At 56.6% G+C, this 17754-nt stretch carries 13 protein-coding genes and 1 pseudogene; 6 read left to right on the forward strand and 8 right to left on the reverse strand.

The features are described 5' to 3' along the window. Positions 1 to 26: 26 nt before the first annotated feature. The 7 genes and pseudogenes from V5F23_RS27830 to V5F23_RS27860 all read right to left on the reverse strand — a co-directional run. Complete coding sequence (locus V5F23_RS27830) at positions 27 to 728, reverse strand: DUF2290 domain-containing protein (RefSeq protein ID WP_338497109.1); 702 nt, start codon at positions 726 to 728, stop codon at positions 27 to 29. After that, complete coding sequence (locus tag V5F23_RS27835) at positions 721 to 2856, reverse strand: ATP-binding domain-containing protein (RefSeq protein ID WP_338497110.1); 2136 nt, start codon at positions 2854 to 2856, stop codon at positions 721 to 723. The genes V5F23_RS27830 and V5F23_RS27835 overlap by 8 nt, the downstream gene beginning before the upstream one ends. 35 nt (positions 2857 to 2891) lie before the next feature. Continuing rightward, positions 2892 to 4088: a His-Xaa-Ser system radical SAM maturase HxsC gene (gene hxsC / locus V5F23_RS27840; protein ID WP_338497112.1), complete on the reverse strand. Its 1197-nt coding sequence runs from the start codon at positions 4086 to 4088 to the stop codon at positions 2892 to 2894. Continuing rightward, positions 4082 to 5539, reverse strand: coding sequence for a His-Xaa-Ser system radical SAM maturase HxsB (gene hxsB, locus V5F23_RS27845; protein WP_338497114.1), 1458 nt, complete (start codon positions 5537 to 5539; stop codon positions 4082 to 4084). Before hxsB ends, hxsC begins: the two co-directional genes overlap by 7 nt. After that, positions 5532 to 5837 (reverse strand): His-Xaa-Ser system protein HxsD, encoded by a 306-nt coding sequence (hxsD, locus tag V5F23_RS27850; protein ID WP_338497115.1) that lies wholly within the window; start codon positions 5835 to 5837, stop codon positions 5532 to 5534. The genes hxsB and hxsD overlap by 8 nt, the downstream gene beginning before the upstream one ends. Continuing rightward, positions 5837 to 6142, reverse strand: a complete 306-nt coding sequence (gene hxsA2, locus V5F23_RS27855) for a His-Xaa-Ser repeat protein HxsA2 (protein WP_139641547.1) — start codon at positions 6140 to 6142, stop codon at positions 5837 to 5839. The genes hxsD and hxsA2 overlap by 1 nt, the downstream gene beginning before the upstream one ends. Before the next feature lie 251 nt (positions 6143 to 6393). Next, positions 6394 to 6761: pseudogene (locus tag V5F23_RS27860) on the reverse strand (KR domain-containing protein); the annotation flags it as partial. A gap of 151 nt (positions 6762 to 6912) precedes the next feature. Here V5F23_RS27860 and V5F23_RS27865 point away from each other — a divergent pair. The 5 genes from V5F23_RS27865 to V5F23_RS27885 all read left to right on the forward strand — a co-directional run bounded on the left by V5F23_RS27865 (position 6913) and on the right by V5F23_RS27885 (position 11191). After that, entirely contained in the window at positions 6913 to 7275 is a 363-nt protein-coding gene (locus tag V5F23_RS27865) for a metalloregulator ArsR/SmtB family transcription factor (RefSeq protein ID WP_338497120.1), read from the forward strand. Between the two features lie 67 nt (positions 7276 to 7342). Beyond that, positions 7343 to 7813, forward strand: a complete 471-nt coding sequence (locus tag V5F23_RS27870; protein WP_338497122.1) for an arsenate reductase ArsC — start codon at positions 7343 to 7345, stop codon at positions 7811 to 7813. Next, on the forward strand, positions 7813 to 8547 hold the full coding sequence (gene arsH / locus V5F23_RS27875) for an arsenical resistance protein ArsH (protein WP_053150441.1): 735 nt from the start codon (positions 7813 to 7815) through the stop codon (positions 8545 to 8547). The genes V5F23_RS27870 and arsH overlap by 1 nt, the downstream gene beginning before the upstream one ends. Before the next feature lie 500 nt (positions 8548 to 9047). Continuing rightward, a complete protein-coding gene (locus tag V5F23_RS27880; protein ID WP_047735700.1) occupies positions 9048 to 10079 on the forward strand; it encodes a histone deacetylase family protein in 1032 nt (343 codons plus the stop codon). A gap of 11 nt (positions 10080 to 10090) precedes the next feature. Continuing rightward, complete coding sequence (locus tag V5F23_RS27885; protein ID WP_123579259.1) at positions 10091 to 11191, forward strand: polyamine ABC transporter substrate-binding protein; 1101 nt, start codon at positions 10091 to 10093, stop codon at positions 11189 to 11191. A gap of 278 nt (positions 11192 to 11469) precedes the next feature. On the opposite strand, the gene V5F23_RS27890 is transcribed toward V5F23_RS27885, so the two are convergent. After that, on the reverse strand, positions 11470 to 12624 hold the full coding sequence (locus V5F23_RS27890; RefSeq protein WP_338497125.1) for an IS481 family transposase: 1155 nt from the start codon (positions 12622 to 12624) through the stop codon (positions 11470 to 11472). Positions 12625 to 13083: 459 nt separating this feature from the next. Here V5F23_RS27890 and V5F23_RS27895 point away from each other — a divergent pair, with 459 nt between their 5' ends. Continuing rightward, positions 13084 to 17697, forward strand: coding sequence for a DUF6543 domain-containing protein (locus V5F23_RS27895; protein WP_042732555.1), 4614 nt, complete (start codon positions 13084 to 13086; stop codon positions 17695 to 17697). Positions 17698 to 17754 lie beyond the last annotated feature (57 nt).

A 17754-nucleotide genomic window follows, 5' to 3' on the forward strand; every position in this document is an offset into this window, starting at 1 on the left:
CGCTCGAAGCGTTCTATGACAAAAGGCTAGGAAAAGAAAAATGCCTGTTCTTCTATTTTTTCGAATAAATCATCAGGAACGATGTGGCAGTTTTGGCGCTCCCGGATCAATGCTCTCTCAAATGAGTTGCCAATTTCAGGATCGTCGTCATCACCGAACGCCCTCCAAGCTTCTCCGTAATATTGTTTGAAAACCAACATCGAGAAGGCTAGAGGGGTAAGAGTTCTCTTTAGTGGCCAGCGATTTTCAGAATGGAATCCAATATGAAAATGTGAGCATGGATGAAAAAAACGCTTGCGTTGATCAGGAGCGTTCTCGTATCTCCACATAGGCTTTCCGTTCAAGCTCTTCTTGCTGTCTAAGAGGCTAAGATACTGCTCATGGGAAATAAACTCGTTTTCTAAAAGCTCAGTGAGCTTTTTGAAAGACGTGGTGTCTGATTCTTTTCCTGAAATAAAAGGATTGGGATAATAGGCGTAGCGCACGTAACCGTCACGTTCCATACTAAATTGAAAGTATGAATAGTCAGACAAAATAATATTGTGATGAGATAAGTTCATCGCTACGAGATAGACGTCGATGTACGTGCAATCTGCCGAAAGAATCGCGTCTCGAAATACGGTATTTAGTGGTAGTAGGTTTGGATTACTAAATGCTGCAGCCAGTCCAAGCTTATCCGCTAAATTCCAACTTTTGTGGATTCCTGACTGAATATCCTGTCTATTCATCATCGTAGTCCAAGTCGGCGTCTTCTTCAGACAACCCTTCACGACGAAGACTTTCTAAATACTCAGCTCTTAATTTTTTGGCTTTGATAGAGCGCTGACCGAGATCTCGCTGGATCATATCGAGCTTGGAAAGATCAGGCATAGTGAAACGTAAAGCAGGGAAGTTTTTCTCTGCCTCATGCATCTCATGAATAATTTGACTAGTAGACCCCTGCATTCCAGAGACACGAAGCCACGCTTTCGTACGGGTAAGCGCTGTAAATAACTTGTTACGATCTCCTCTCGTTTTGAGTGAGATGGCGTCGGCGCCAATAACGAATACTACAGCTGCCTCATTGCCTTTGGCACGATAAATTGTGGAGAGAGTAACCCTATTGGGTATAGTAAAGGGTGGGTCCGAATATGGATCTGCGTGAATATTATTCGACGCGATCCCAAGGCGCGCCAACTTCGAAGACAATTCTTTAAAGTAGCCCTTCATATGACGATCATCCAGAGCAACAATCATAATATCTTCCGGGTTTAAGCCTTGCTCTAAAAAGTCAGATATCGAGGTTACGACCCAGTCTGTTTCATCATCCATTGACTGTGCGTTGTACTGCTTTATCAGCTCGGGTAGTTTTTCTCCGCTCAATGTAACTGGGCTGTTTTCAGCAGGGCGCACCACTTCTACTTGAGCGTTGGCATCATAGTTAGGAGAAATTACTTCGTAGCCGACGTCTTTCCAATGGTCAGCACTTTCAAGTAATTGCACGATGTTAGAATAGATTCCAAATCCAAGCGCGTGAGCAGTGACGAGGACCTCTCTCTGGTTACGATAGCATTTGCTAAGTACAGTGTCGTTAGTAAATTTAAACGGTAGGCCTATTGCTGCCCGCTCAAGTGATATACGCGGCTCACCATCTTGATCTATCCCAAACAATTCAACGGCACTTCGCATTCGCACCTTCATGATGTTTTGAAGGTCGTCGTACGCCCAAACAATATTTTTTTTGTCTCGATGGCCTTTCGCAAGCCGAAAACTTAACTCATAAAATGCAGCGGGAAAGTCTTGGCCTTCATCAATGAGAATATGGTCATAGTACTCTTCTATATTACTTTTCTGCATCAGGTCTTGGCATGCAAATTCAAATGGGTCCATACCACCAGGTGCCCCCGAGCGGGCGGTACCAAAGGTAAGAGGGGTTCTCCCTGCGCGTAAACAGGCATCGGAGTAGGCGCCGCTGGTATTTGAACCACCCCAACCATGCAATATGTGGATGTTGTTCCAGTCTGGATCAACTTCTTTATAGTGCCTGTAAAACTTGGTAACCAAATTTTTTATTGAAGATTTCAAGCTCTTTGTATAAAAAGTCAGGAGAATTTTATCATTTGGTCTGTTCATATGAAGGTGTGCGGCCTTCATCGCCAAAATGATAGTTTTCCCGGAGCCGGCAAGTCCCCGTATCCGTTGAGGACCATTAATAGTTATCAAGGCTGCAGAGCGCTGCTTTTGGTCAAAGTTTGCAATTTCAGATTCAAGTTCAGCTAACGCACTGGCCGCACGCTGGAGCTCTGGGTTTTCTACTAAGCGCTTGTTTGATCGGGTGAGAGCTTTAGCACCTTCAATTACTGAGCGGGCCTCGTCATATGCATCTGTATCTAAAAGTCCTCCTTCAAGATTCTGAATTAGTTCTGTCAGCGACTCCATTGAAGAGACAATTTCAGAGTCGCTAGAATCAAAAATCCTGCTTGCTAATTTACTGTCGCAAAATATTATTGGCGTGACATTCAGTGAAAGCTGTGAACGCGACTTTCTTAATACCTTACTCTTTAATAGCCGCCCTATTAGGATGCTACAAAATTGATTAAGCGAATCATCTACGGCTAATAGGCTGCTGGTGCTATCACGATCGGCCTGGATTTCAGTAATCACCTGGATGGCAAGAATCCCGCAACTGCGGCTAAGTACCAAAATATCCGGCTTGTGATCTACGCCGTCATAGTCTGAATAAACAGGAAAATCGTAGTAGAGCGCCGAAGGTGAGGAATTGATAGCGCTTTCAGAATTTTTTAGCGATTCAATAAGGTCTCTGCCAAGGGGATCGTCTTGCAGTCTTTCTGTCGTGACTAGGATATCTACTGCCATGCCAGATGGTCCTTTGGATAGGAAAAGGGACAGAATTATTTCAGATAGTAAATCGGGTCCTTGCACCCGTCATCGGAAAAAGGAGTGATACCTCTGCTGTACCCATTACGTACACCAGAAGAAAAAAAGCCACCGCATTCAGTCTTACGTGCGCAACCATCACACTCTGGCACGTACTCATTCTTCCAATCGCTGATGGATTTTCGGTAGTAGGGAAGCACGTCGTCGTTCACCAGGCACAACTGGTGGTTATAGACGGACACATTCATTCGATAGGCTGCCAAAATGCCTACAGCTTCGCTCAGAACGTCTCGGTAGTCTGCGGGGTCGATCCACAAGACGTCCAGATTGGCCCGCGTGAAGCCGATCATTTCCAATCCCATCAGCGTCACGTGATCAACGAATAGTAGATTTCGTGCGATGTATTCGCACAGTTGCGGCAGGCGGCTGATCGACTGCTTGTGCAGGACGATGCGAACTTCAACCTTCTGATTGAGCCGCTTGAGGTTGAGGATCCCCTGGACTGTTTCGTGAAATGCTCCAGGCGCCTGCACGATGTAGTCATGCAAGTCTGGATCATCAGAGTAAAGCGGGATCCCGATCATGATGTCGGGATGATCGACCTCTGCGTATTGGCGAGCAAAAGACTCATCGGCAAACGTGCGCCCGTTTGAGAGTACGTGCACGACAGTGCTGGGGAGGTAGGACTTCATCATCCGGATGAGATTGATGAATCGAGCCCCGGCCAGCGTTGGTTCTCCACCTGAGAACCCTACCTCGGGCGTTTCCCTGGGGATCAGGGGAATCAGTGCTTCGAGTTCATCGAGGATCCAGCTGTCGTCAATGTTCTTGGGTGGTTGAGAACACATGAGGCAATAGTGGTTGCACTGCTCGGTCACTAACAACGAGTTATGTCCTGAATTAGCCCTGAAGAGCACCCGAATCGCCTGACCTTCCAGGCGAATGATGTCCCCGTGCCCCAGGTAGTGATAGTCGTTGGGCAGCAAGGTAAATGAGCTCTTCCCTTCCAGCTCTTGCACGCGACCTTCAAGACCTTCGGGAATCAAATAATGCAGGTAGCCTTCAGGCAATTCCTGTTCAGAAACCAAAAACGCTCGCGTCGCCCGCAGCACCATTGGGATCGCCGGATTGGTGCTTACCTGCAGTAGCAATGGACGATCCTGGACTTCGACCAGTTGGATTCGCCCAACTTTCCCAGCGAGTTTCAGCATGCGTTAGCCCATTGCATGAAGAGGCGGCGAGTAGAGGCGTCTGAGTTCATCAGGCCGATAAGGTGTTTGAAGATCGACATGTTTCGCTTGCAGAACGAGGACTCAGCCTTTCTGCCTAGAACGTCCTTGAATATGGCGTGATGGAACACTGGTTCGGCGCCACAGTAGGGTTCAAAAGCGCAGTCGGAACACATTGGCGCGCTCAGCGTGAAAGATTGTTCCAAGGCATCGAGCAGTACATCGGAAAGAATTATGTCTTCGTAGCTGTCAGTCAGGATATTGCCCAATCGAAACGTCTGATCCCCCATCTCCGCAAGCATTCGACTCTCGTCAGAGGCATAGACTGAACCGTCATAGTTGAAGACGATCGCTGCGATGCCGGCACCTGCAGGATTCATCAGGTCGACGTAGCCCGGGTCATTGCTGGTCAGCATTTTCTTGAGAATCAAGGATGCATAGTGCTCGACGAAAGGGATGCCGGCTTTGTTGAGTTCAAGGATGTAAGCGAGCCCTTCCTTGTAGAACTCCAGCCACCGCTCCGTATCGTAAGTCATGAATTTACGTGTTTTTATGGCGAAGCCATACGGAGAAAGAGCCCGCAGGAAAATACCGTTGAAGCCCAGTCGAACGTACTCGTCAATAATCTCCCGGACACGAGGCAGGCTCTTGTCAGTGGTTGTCATTAGAGCGCTAACTCTGTCCACGCCTAGGACATTGCGAGCCTTGGCCAAGCCTGCTTCGAAGCGTTCGAAACTATCACGACCTACGCGTGGCCGATTTGCATTGTGTAGGTCTGTTGGGCCATCGAGTGACGTCGAAAGGATAATGTCGTGCTCGTGGCAGAACGCGAGGACATCGTCGGTGAGCAGCGACAACGTGGTAGCAATGACGAACTCAAGATCACGCTTTTCCTCCAGGTTCCGTCGCTTTGCAGCCTCTACTACGTAGCGCACCATTTCGAAATTCAAAAGTGGTTCGCCGCCCTGGAACTCGATCTTGATCGCAGGATTGGGAGATCGGAAGACGAAATCCAAAGCCTTTTCCGCCATATCGGGCGTCATGTCGAAGGAAGTTTCGTCATCCATTTGCCGCGAAACCTGACAATAGGGGCAGCTGTGGTCACAGCGCAGTGTCACCACAAAGATGTGCAAGCTGGTGAACCCTGTCAGTCGCGAGAGTCTCGTACGCAGTTTCAATGCGAGCAGATCAAGGGGAGCCTGCTCGTCGGCATAGCGAATGAAATGCTTGGCGCGCAGCGATGCGAAAAGCGGATGCTCCGTTGCAAGATCTTTGGCGAGAAGAACGTGCAACTCTGGCTTTGCCACCTCTAGGTACTCGCCGGTCATGTTGGTAATGACGTAGTTATCACCTTCAAGACGGTCGAACTTGAACGGCAGCAGTTCGTATTTGGCGCTCCGGGTATAGGCATCCAGCGCCTGAAATTTACTCACTTTGGTTCAGCCTGGCGTTGGAGAAAGCCAGCCCTATTATGAGGTTGCGAATAGGGGCGGTTTCAGCCTGAAGCTGGGCACGCAACTGATAGTCGAGCACGTCCTTTCGGAACTCTTCAACGGCACGCTCAAAGGCTTCCTGCTCAGTTGTGATATTGCCAACCAGCGTGCAGAGAATGTTATCGCCGTCGACTTTCAGGTCGAGTGTGAAGGCGTGCATAGCACGGTATGCCGCCTTCTGGATTGCTTCGGCTCCGTACAGCTGACCATCGAAGGTCAGCTCCGCGAGGCCAGCCATCAGCGGCTCGAATAATGCGAGCTGTGAGAACTGTGGGACGCGTGTGAGCTATGCGAATAGTGGGCAGCGACCATCTGGCCGTCTTCACCACGCTTTAGGATAAAACTGAAGAGGTTATCGCCTTGGCGACCGGTGACCATCTGCTCGCCAACATTGACGATTGGCAGTGCCGCGACTTGGTTCTCAAGGGCGGTGCTTTCATCTGCTTTATCGGTGCTGGTCATCGCAACGGAAGCCGATGCTTGGTTGGCGGTTACAGCGGCAGTCAGAGTGGCAAGGGGCAGCAGAAAATCACGCTTTTTCATTTCAACATCCCTGTGAATGGTGTGGTTATACATCACTATAGAGCCGTTTCGCTTTAAGGCAAAGTGCCATTAATCGAATTTAGCACCCACATCTTCAAAAAGACCGTTACCCCACAGCTGTGAAGCCCATAGAAAACGGAGACAAGTTCACTTTGTCTCCGACGTAGCGACATCAGACCTATCCTCCGTCAGCGCTGTGGAGCGGTCGATCTCGACCGGCCAGTGACGCCGCTCTCCTGCCTTCTAATTGGCTACTTAACCCAAAGACTCCGCAACCGGCGTAGTCCCCGCCCAATCAACCGCCCCAACACCCCATTCTCATCAAACAACGCCCCTTTCGCCGCCGCCACATAAGAATCCGCCAGCAATGCCGCCAACCCCGCCGGCAGCCCGACACTGATCAACACTGCCTCAAACTCAGCCTGCGGCAGGTTCTGATAAACCACCGACTTACCGGTTTTCTCGCTGATCAACGCAGCCAGTTCAATCAAGGTGTAGCTGCTATCCCCCCCAGTCCATAGACTTTGCCCGCCTGCCCTTCAGTGGTCAGCACCACCGCTGCGGCTTGGGCGTAGTCGGCACGGGGCGCGGAGCTGATGCGGCCCTCGCCGGCGCGGCCAGCGGGAGCAAGCTCCCTCGCCACAAAGGTTTCATCCGACTGAAGTGAACGGCATCAGGCGTTCTACGCCAGGCCTTTCATCAACTATCGCCTTGCACGAAACATATGGAAATACGTATATTCGATTTTCCATATGTTACGAGCGCGCAACATGATCACGCCCCTCGATGTATTCAAGAGCCTGGCCGACGAGACTCGCGTCCGCGCCATCCTGCTGATTGCCGAACAAGGCGAGCTCTGCGTTTGCGAGTTGATGTGCGCACTCAACGACAGCCAGCCAAAGATCAGCCGCCACCTTGCCCTACTGCGCAGCAACGGCTTGCTGCTTGATCGCCGTCAGGGCCAATGGGTCTACTACCGTCTTAATCCGGCGCTTCCCGATTGGGTGCGTGACATCCTGCAACGGACTTCGAAGGCCAATATCGGCTGGCTCAAGGACAACACCTCCCGCCTACAGCATATGAACGGACGTCCCGTGCGCGAAACAGCCTGCTGCCCAGCCCTTATCGAGTGATTCACCCTTTCTGCTCTGGCGTTGCGCCTTAGCCTCTGACAACCGCCGAAAGCGGCAGGAGTACCCCATGCGAATCCTTTTCATGTGTACCGCCAACAGCTGCCGGAGCGTGCTGAGCGAAGGGTTGTTCAACCACATGGCACCCGAGGGAATGAGCGCGATCAGTTCAGGAAGCGTCCCCAGTGGGCGTCTCAATCCACGCGCAGTCAGCACCTTGCAAAACCTCGGCATCGACACCTCAAGGCTCTACAGCAAGGGCTCTGAAAGCTTCGCCGATAACCCGCCAGACATAGTGATCACGGTATGTGATAAGGCCAGGGGCGAGCCTTGCCCTGTCTACTTCGGACCGGCGATCAAGAGTCACTGGGGCTTGGCTGATCCATCGGATGTGCTAGGCAGTGATGAGGAGATCCAAGCGGCATTCGACGCGACGGTTGCGAAGATTCGCCAGCGCTTTGCGGCATTCCTCGCTCTCGACATCAGCGCCCTCGGCAAGACCGAACTGAAACAGGCGCTGGACGCCGTGGGAGCGCTGTGATGACCGAATTCACCCGCGACACCGCTAATGAGTTCCCGAATCTCGACCTGTCATTGCTTGACGTCCCGACCCCGGAGAAACTGTCGGAACGAGCAGTGCCACCCCATAAACCGCGCATCCTTTTACTGTATGGGTCAACCCGTGAACGTTCCTTCAGCCAGTTACTGACACGAGAGGCTGCGCGCCTTCTGGAGCTCATGGGCGCTGAGACGGTTGTCTTCGATCCCTCCGGGTTGCCGTTGCCAGACGACGCACCGGTTGACCACCCCAAGGTGCAGGAGCTCCGTGACCTGGTGATGTGGTCGGAGGGACAGGTTTGGTGCTCGCCAGAACGTCACGGCTCCATGTCTGCCGTATTCAAGGCACAGATCGACTGGATCCCCCTCGCACTCGGGGCGGTTCGTCCCTCGCAGGGCAAGACCCTGGCAGTGATGCAGGTTTGTGGCGGATCTCAATCGTTCAACACGGTGAACCAGCTTCGCGTGCTGGGCCGTTGGATGCGCATGGTCACGATCCCCAATCAATCATCGGTGCCGAAAGCCTTTCTCGAGTTCGATGAAGCAGGGCGCATGAAACCATCGCCCTACTACGACCGCGTTGTGGATGTGATGGAGGAGCTGATGAAGTTCACTCTGCTCGTGCGAGGCCGCGAACATTACTTGGTGGATCGTTATTCCGAACGCAAGGAAAGCGCCGAAGCGCTCTCCAAGCGCGTGAACCAACGGTCTATTTAAGCGATTCGTTTTTCCATGTAACGGGCGGTAGCGGGGCACAGACTGCGTAGGCCGTCCAAGCGATCCACGCGCCGTTCGTTGGCTCCCTCCCATCTGCGTTGAAGATCTCCGTCAAATTCCTCCACGCACCGGCGGCGATATTAAATCCGTCCCCTTTTCCTCTGTGGGAGCGGGCTTGCTCGCGATGAAATCAACGCGGTTCCCAGCGAAAACCGAGCCCCTGCATCACCCAAGATCCCTTCTCCTACAGCCTCAGAATGTCGGCTGACTAGGCAGCCAGATAGACCGCGTTGAGTTTTTGGGGCTGCTTCGCACCCCAACGGGGATAAATCCCCTCGCCACAGAGAGAGTGCCGGGCTCTCCTTGGCCCCTCACAAAGAGCCATTTACGGTCAAACCTTTTGGCCATTTCGATCCCCTTTTGGCCGCTCCTGCCGTTCTCTCCAACAGCGCATCCCGCAAGACTGTCAGTTACCGGAACAGCCTTGCGGAGAACAATAAATGCTGACGATCTATTCCGACGATCACCACCTGCATCACGGCCGCTGTGAGTTGATGGATGGGCAGTTGATGCCCTGTTTCGAGATGCCTTCGCGGGCCGATCACGTGCTGGAGCGGGTCAAGGCGCGGGCATTGGGCCCGGTCGAGGCACCACGGGATTTTGGTCTCGGGCCGATCCAGCGTATCCACAGCGCGGCGTATCTGGCGTTTTTCAAAGGGGCCTGGGAGCGCTGGGCCGCGTTCAATCGCGAGGGGGATCTGTTGCCCTATACCTGGCCGGCGCGGACGTTGCGCACGGTCATGCCGACCAGCCTGCACGGCCAGCTCGGCTATTACAGTTTCGATGGCGGCGCGCCGATCACTGCCGGCACCTGGCAAGCGGCCTACAGCGCCGCCCAGGTGGCCCTGACCGCCCAGGCCGACATCCAGGCCGGCGCCCGCAGTGCGTTTGCGTTGTGCCGCCCGCCGGGGCATCACGCCGCCGGTGACTTGATGGGCGGTTATTGCTACCTCAACAACGCCGCCATCGCCGCCCAGGCCTTTCTAGACCAGGGTCATCGCAAGGTCGCCATCCTCGATGTGGATTACCACCACGGCAATGGCACCCAGTCGATTTTCTACGGGCGCAGCGACGTGTTGTTCGCCTCGATCCACGGCCATCCAGAGGCGGAGTTTCCGTTTTTCCTGGGTTACGCCGACGAGCACGGCGAGGGCGACGGTGAAGGTTTCAACTTCAACTATCCTTTGCCGGCCGGCTCGGGCTGGGACACCTGGAGCGCGGCGCTGGAGCAGGCCTGTGGCGAAATCCGTGGCTACGACGCCGATGTGATTGTCGTGTCCCTGGGTGTGGACACGTTCAAGGACGACCCGATCTCCCAATTCAAGCTCGACAGCCCGGATTACCTGGCGATGGGCAAACGCATCGCCGCACTCGGCAAGCCGACCCTGTTCGTGATGGAAGGCGGGTACGCGGTGGCAGAAATCGGCATCAATGCCGTGAACGTCCTTGAAGGTTTCCAAAGCGCCCAATGAGGAAGAAAAGCATGAGCAGACTCAAGCGTTTGATGGTTCCAGCCCTGTGTGCTGCGCTGTTCGGCGGCGCGGTACACGCCGAAGAGCGGACCCTGCGGGTCTACAACTGGTTCGACTACATCACGCCCAAGGCGCTGGAGGATTTCAAGGCGCAGCACAGCCAGGTCAAGCTGGTCTATGACATCTTCGACACCAACGAGGCCCTGGAGGCCAAGCTGCTGACCGGTAACTCGGGCTACGACGTGGTGGTGCCGTCCAATGTTTTCCTGGCCAAGCAGATCGAAGCCGGGGTGTTCCAGCCCCTGGACCGCAACAAGCTGCCGAACTGGAATCACCTCGATCCCAAGCTGATGAAGCTGATCGAAGCCAACGACCCGGGCAACCAATTCGCCGTGCCCTACATGTACGGCACCATTCTGATCGGCTTCAACCCGGACAAGGTCAAGGCCGCCCTGGGTGACAGCGCGCCGGTGAACAGTTGGGACCTGATCTTCAAGGAAGAGAACATCAGCAAGCTCAAGCAATGTGGCGTGGCGCTGCTCGATTCGCCATCGGAAATCCTGCCCCTGGCCTTGCAGCACCTGGGACTGGACCCCAACAGCAAGAAGCCGGCGGACTACGCCAAGGCCGAAGCGCTGTTGATGAAGATCCGTCCTTACATCACCTATTTCCACTCGTCCAAGTACATGGCCGACATCGCCAATGGCGATATCTGCGTGGCGGTCGGTTACTCCGGCAGCTTCTCCCAGGCGGCCAACCGGGCCAAGGATGCCAAGAACGGCGTTGTCGTGGACATGCGCTTGCCCAAGGAAGGCGCGCCGATCTGGTTCGACATGCTCGCCATCCCCAAGGGGGCGAAGAACCCGGAAGATGCCTACACCTTCATCAACTATCTGCTGCAACCACAGGTAATCGCCCCGGTCAGCGACTTCGTCGGTTACCCGAACCCGAACAAGGACGCCACGGAAATGGTCGACCCGGCGATCCGCCAAAACCCCAACCTGTACCCGACCGAAGCGGCCATGGCCACGCTGTATACGTTGCAACCCTTGCCACGGGACGCCGAACGGGCGCGCACGCGGGCTTGGACGAGGATCAAGTCGGGTCAATAGAACGGTGAGGTCGTCCCTGGCCTGAGGGTGTGAAAGCTGGGTATACCCGTGATTCCAGTGTGGGAGCGAGCTTGCTCGCGATGGCGGTGTCAGGCGCCGCCGTGTTGAATGGGCTGGCGCCTTCGCGGGCAAGCCCGCTCCCACAGGGTCGGTGGGGTTTGTAGTCCCGGGTACACCCGTGATTGCAGTGTGGGAGCGAGCTTGCTCGCGATGGCGGTGTCAGGCACCGCCGTGTTGAATGGGCTGGCGCCTTCGCGGTGTAGAAACGGACACATCCTTTACAATTGAAACCGGGGACATCGTTTACGTTTCTGTTGGCTTGAAAGGCGGCTTTCGCCGCTTTTCAGCCTACCTAAAAGGTAGCTGCAGAGGTAAATATCCCACACATCATCGTCCACTTCTTTGAGTCCTAGCGCCTCACCGGCCAGAGATTCGCTGACGAAAATCATCTTGCCTTTCCATTTCATCGACCCGTTCTGCCTAACCATACGGATCGTCATGTCCGCCGCGTAATCCGCCTCAGGCACGCGCCCATCGTACTGCCGCTTTGATGGCTCATAGAGGTCCGCAGGAACTTTCATCTCTAGGGCCTTGTGAGGTCGCACGTAATTGAATTCCTGTCGAAACTGTTCGAATGCCAGCTGTTGCTCCACCAGGTTACGTTCAGGTGCATGAAGCAAAGCAGCCTTGAGTGTTCGATGCATGCGTTCGTGACGGCCATTCTGGTCAGGCCGCCCCGGCTGGATTCGCTCCGGATGAATCCCTAAACGTATCCACCACGCGGCCAGACTGGATATGCGTGAAATGCCGGTAGAGGCAAAAGGAGAGCCGTTATCTGTGCGGATTACGTCAGGTAAACCGTACTCCCGAAACGCCCAGTCAAATCCTTCGCGGGCACCGGCAACGCTGCCTTGTGCTCTGCACAGCAATAGAAATCGGCTGACGTGATCGGTAATGGTCAGAGGGTAACAACGTTGGCCGTTCTGAAGCGCGAAGTCACCTTTGAAGTCTGCGGCCCATGTCTGATTAGGCCCAGTGGCGTCACGCAGCGGATTTTTTCCTGCTGGCGGTCGATTGAGGAAACGGCGCTTTTGCACCAGACCTGCTCGCTTAAGCCACTCGCCTGCCGTGCTGACTGTGGGCCAAGACAAGTCTGGATGGTCGATCTTAAGGTTATGCACCAACTTCTCAGGCCCCCAGCTGTGATGCTCGCGCTTGTACGCGATCAGCAGCTCAAGCACCTCGTCGCTGATTTTGAAAGGGCTCGTATGCGGGCGCCGTGACAGCTCCTTTAGCCCATCAATGCCGTGCGCCTCGTAGCGTGCAAGCCATTTGTCCAAAGTGGGTCGGCTGAGCCCGTAGTGACGGGCCAGCTCGCTCTTGGAGTAGCTGCCTTGTAGCCAGTCACCTATGAGTTTGATTCGTTGATCCATCGGGGACTCTCGATTCCAGGGCATGGTCAGGCACCTCCTGACCGTATTTATGCACCTGTAAACGATGTCTCCGGTTTAAAACGTAAAGGATGTCCCCGGTTTCTACCCGGGCAAGCCCGCTCCCACAGGGTCGGTGGGGTTTGTAGTCCCGGGTATACCCGTGATTCCAATGTGGGAGCGAGCTTGCTCGCGATGGCGGTGTGTCAGGCGCCGCCGTGTTGAATGGGCTGGCGCCTTCGCGGGCAAGCCCGCTCCCACAGGGTCGGTGGGGTTTATAGGCCTGGGTACACCCGTGACTCCAGTGTGGGAGCGAGCTTGCTCGCGATGGCGATCCCCCAGCCACCTCCCCCAAAAGCCCCATACATAGTTACCGCCGCCCCTGTTTTCCGCGCCGCTAGCATGGAAATCCCGAAGCGCTCGGCTTCGCCATTACATACGTCGCGAGACAGGGAGACTCAGATGACACCCACAGCCACCCCCACGATACCCAGGGCCGATGCCAATCCCAAGGATGCGATCCTGAATCAGTTGCTCGCCGGGCCCACGTATCCGGAGGTCGCGTCGATTCTCCTGCGCGATGGCCTCAGGAAGCTCTACCCCACGCTGAACCTCGATCCGCACAACACCGTGGTAGGCGAGCCGGACTGGGACATTGTCGAGGACCAAATCGTGCGACGGCCGACGCGCTACGAAACCCTCAGCGAAATGCTCGCCGGCCTGGTGAATGAAAATGGCGATTCGATGCTGCTGATCGAAGGCCTGCACTTCCTGACCCAGTTGCCACTCACCTCCCCCGATGTGCATTTGCCGGTGCGGATCGACCAGATCGGGCGCCTGCTCAATGAGCTGGTGCCGGCCATGCGGACGGCCTGCCAGGAGCAGCAACTGACGTATTGGAATGAATCACTCGGCGAATCCGGCCCTCGCTGGCACCAACTCTCCAGCGCGCTGCGCCAGGCCTGGAACGTCGGGCGCGTCAAGGGCTGGACGGCGGCCGAGTGCGAGATGGCCCGGCAATTGTTCCACTACCCCGACCACAAGGATCGCAAGGCGAAGGACCCGTACGACACCCACGCGTACCTGATCGACATCGACAACGTCGACGGCCCTGAAGTGAAGCGCCTGAGCGACAACTCGATCGTCGTGCTGATCGGCACCCTCGACAAGAAGGAGGTCATCCTCAAGTACTCGATCGCCAGCGGTTACCAGAAATTCGACTCACAGCACGCCCTGGGGCAATCCCTGCCCGCCCATTTCGGGGCGTCCAGCTACCGCAAGCTCCAGTGGCGGCTGTACGAGCCGCAGGGCAATATCTTCGATCACAAGGCCTGCGGGATGATCGCCGAGCAGGTCAGGATCATCGGTTCCTCCCCGCAGACCTGGGCAACCTACGAGCCCCCTGCCAGCGATGGAGAAGGCGACGAGGACGGCCTCGTGGCCTGGTTCCAGAAGCAGATGCCCCACTGGTTGCTGGACGCCTCGCCGTCCGATCAGATCCTGTTTGCCCAGCACATGAAGAACCTGTCGATCCTGAATCAGGAGCATGTCGGCAAGACCTACCTGGACGGCATCGAGCCGCTCAAGGACTTCACGCTGAACCTGCTGAAAAAACAGATGGTCGCGGACCATGCCGACGCCTCGCGGCTTGATTTGGAGGCCATCGAGATCGAGGTGCGCAGCCCGGTGATCTGGGGAAGCTTCGTGGTACCCGGCCAGATCGAGACCACCCGCTTGAGCCTCGTCGAGTTGGCCCTGCAGAACCTGATCGCCCTGCCCGTCGGCGACAAGATCGTCAAGTTGCGGGACGACACGCCAGCGCCCGGATGGCTGACCGTCGAATACGTCGGGAACCTCATCACCCAGGTCGATATCGGTCGCGTCTACCCCGAACTGATCAAGCAGACGCTGCTCGACGACCCGGCCGAATCGAGCCGCCGCGAGCAGCTGTACACCTCTCAACTGCGCATCCAACTGCCGATGCTGGCGCTCGAATACAAGATCCGCGGCCAGGGTCACCTCGATGACACCGGCTACCGCTACGTCGCCGCGCTGATGGCACCTGCGCCAGCTGATCGCAAGGTCGACGGCAAAACCATCGTCCTGCGCCCACTGGCCTTCGTGCCAGAGCTGCAACTGGGCGACGCGCAAGACGTGGTGAGCAACATGTTCATCATCGGCCCCGAGGACTCCAGCGCCGGGCCCTGCCTGCTGTACCGGCCGCTGTTGGAACCGCAGTTGGGCCAGTACCCCTCCTTCAGCAACCTGTTGTACGCCATCCGGCAAACCCCTTCGTTACGCCAATCGGTGCTGGCCTGGTTGCCCGATGGGGTACGCGATGATTACGGCCGGTTTGTCTTCCCGGACCTTTTGCCCTCCCCCTGGAGCATCGTAGCGTTCGTCGCCGACCCGTTGAGTTCCCTGGCCAACAGCGGTCCCGTCAGCTTGACCGACAAGGCCCTGGGGACGAATTTCCTGCCGCAGTTGTTCAAGGCCAATGCCAACGCCCTGGTCGACCTGGCCGATCGTCAATCGGTGTCCAACCGGGAAAACCGCTGGGAGACCTTCAAGCGGGCGGGCTGGCTGCTGCTCAACCTCGCCCTGCCCTACCTGGGCACCGCCGTCGGCACCGCCGGCTGGCTCTGGCAGATCCTGGACGACATCGACAAGCTCACCCAGGGCAAGGACGCGGCCGACCGACCGGCCAAGTGGGAGGCGTTCACTGACCTGCTGCTGAACATCGCGCTGGCGATCATCACCCATGCCATCGACCGCGCCCGATCGGCCAGAGGTCCGCGCCCGCTCCAGGCCCCGCAGGAAGTGAGCGAGCTGCAAAACCTGCCCAAGCCGCCCCATGAGCTGGTGATCGAACGACTCGCGCCGCTGGCGAGTGCTTCACTCCCGACCGAACACTACGATGCCATCCGCTCCAGCGGCGCATTGATGGGCACGTCGAAGGACAGCGCACGGTTTCTCGACAGCTTCAGCACCGACGAGCCGGCAAACCCCGGGCCATACCAAAGCGACGGCGCCCTCAAGGGCCTCTACGAACAGGACGGGGTCTGGCACGCGAAAATGGCCGGCAAGTGGTTCAAGGTGCAGGTCGAAGGCGAGCTGGTGTCTATCGTCGACGCCCAGGACCCTGCGCGCGAAGGCCCCCCGCTGATCAGCGATGGCCACGGCAAATGGCACATCGATACACGCTTGCGCGTGCGCGGTAGCGGGTCCAGGGGCATCCGGCAGAAAGTCATCGCCGATGCGCAGCGGCGCCGGATCGACCTGCTGGCTTCGCTGAATCAGTTCGAAGCCAAGAAACCGCAGAACCAGAAACTGTTGACCATGTACGCCGTGGAAATGGACGAGGCGTCGGGCACCGCCAGGGAGGTCAAGCGCGATACCTACATCGCAACGCTGAAGGCCCAGCGGGAAAACTACGAACAAGCGCTGAAAACCCTGATGGAATGGCCGCTGTTCCAGTCCCGGCCCGACTACCCCCGCACACGGCTCGGCTACCTGAATGCGCAGATCAACTTCACCTTCGCCGAGATGGAGGCCCTGGGGGAACGGTTCGTCCCGGCCCTGGACAAGGCCAAAAGCATGGTCACCTCCGGGGTCAGGGTGTTGGAGCAACAGCACATTGACGCGGCCGAAAGCATGATCAGCGTCGGCGACGATATGATCGAGCGCCTGGACTACATGGAGACGCGGTTCATCGAACTGAAGAGCGTCGGCTATGAGGGCTTCGAGTTCATCCGCCGGCACCGCAAGAAAATGCCACTCTATACCAGCGCCGACCTGCGCCTGATCAAGCTGGATATGTTCCGCCACCTGTGCCTGACACTCGACAGCGTCGAATCGATGCCCGAAGGCTGGGAAGCGATCAACCAGATCGTCGATAACGCCACGGTCGCGTTCCAGAGCCTGCGCGACGCCATCGACGAACGCAGCGTGATTCGCCTCGATGAACGCATCGACGCGTTCGGCAGCCTGGCCGAGCAGTTCGCCGCCATTGACGAACACCTGCACTACCTGGGCAACGAGTACACGGGCAGTGTGCGGTCGCCCCAGCTCGCTCGTCTGCGCAAGGGGATTGCCACGCTGGAACAAACCACGATGCAGCACTTGGCGGCGGCCCTCGATGAGCGTCGGGATAGGCGCAACGCCGGTTCCCCGTACGAGCAACGCCCCCGGCCGAGGAAAAAATTCATCCGGGCGCGCTTCTGGGGCCTGGTCAGCGGTGAGCCGCGCTTGTCCCGGTTGATGGAGGAAACCGATTGGGTCGATGTGAAGAACCCGTTCTCGGGGGAGATCATCGTCACGTTCCACCGCAAGGAAACCGGCGAGTGGATCCCCCATGTCAAACCCGACGCGACGCCGCCGGCCGTTCCGTCCCTGGACGTCAGCGTCACCAAGGGCCAGGACCTGATCAACGGGCTGACAGCGTTCAAGGCGCAGATGCAAGCCGCGGTCACACAGCCCGACAAGACGCCCGCCGGGATCGGGATGATCCTCAATGCCCACGCCGGCAGGATGGAGAAAGTCAGCGCGGCCATCCAAAAGGCCCTCGACCAGGCCCAAGGCGTGGCTTCGAACGAAACGTTCGAGCTGCCAGACGCACAACGGCGCTCGGCGCAAGCCTTGCGCACGCAGCTTGAACGCGAGGCCAGCGCGTTGTACGTCCTGGGTTTCGACACTGTGTTGAATGTCATCAAGCAACGCCCGCCGACCATGAGCAGCATCGTGTGGCTTAAAAGCCGAAACCAGATCTCCATCACCAAACAGAAGAGCCGGCAGCGCATCAAGACGCCGCCCTACGGCTACCTCGACCGGTATGAGATCAAGGACGTGAAAACCGGCAAGACGCTCTGGTTCGCCGACTTCCGCTATTCGACCAACTGGGTGCCCGCCTACGCGTTCCTTTCGGCGCGCTTGAAAACCATTGAGCAAGCCAGCCAGCAGGCCGTTGCCACCGACGCCAGCCAAGCCCTCAGCCAGCGCCAGTTGATCGACCGTTACCGCAGCGAAATTGCCGTGGACCAGGCCAAGGAGGTGTTCTTTCAAAAAGCTCGGCCATGAACCGTAATGCCGTTCACTCAAGACGTGCTGGTTCATTGTGGCGAGGGGATTTATCCC

This window comes from Pseudomonas sp. WP18 (assembly GCF_036689585.1).
Taxonomy (GTDB): Bacteria; Pseudomonadota; Gammaproteobacteria; order Pseudomonadales; family Pseudomonadaceae; genus Aquipseudomonas; species Aquipseudomonas chlororaphis_E.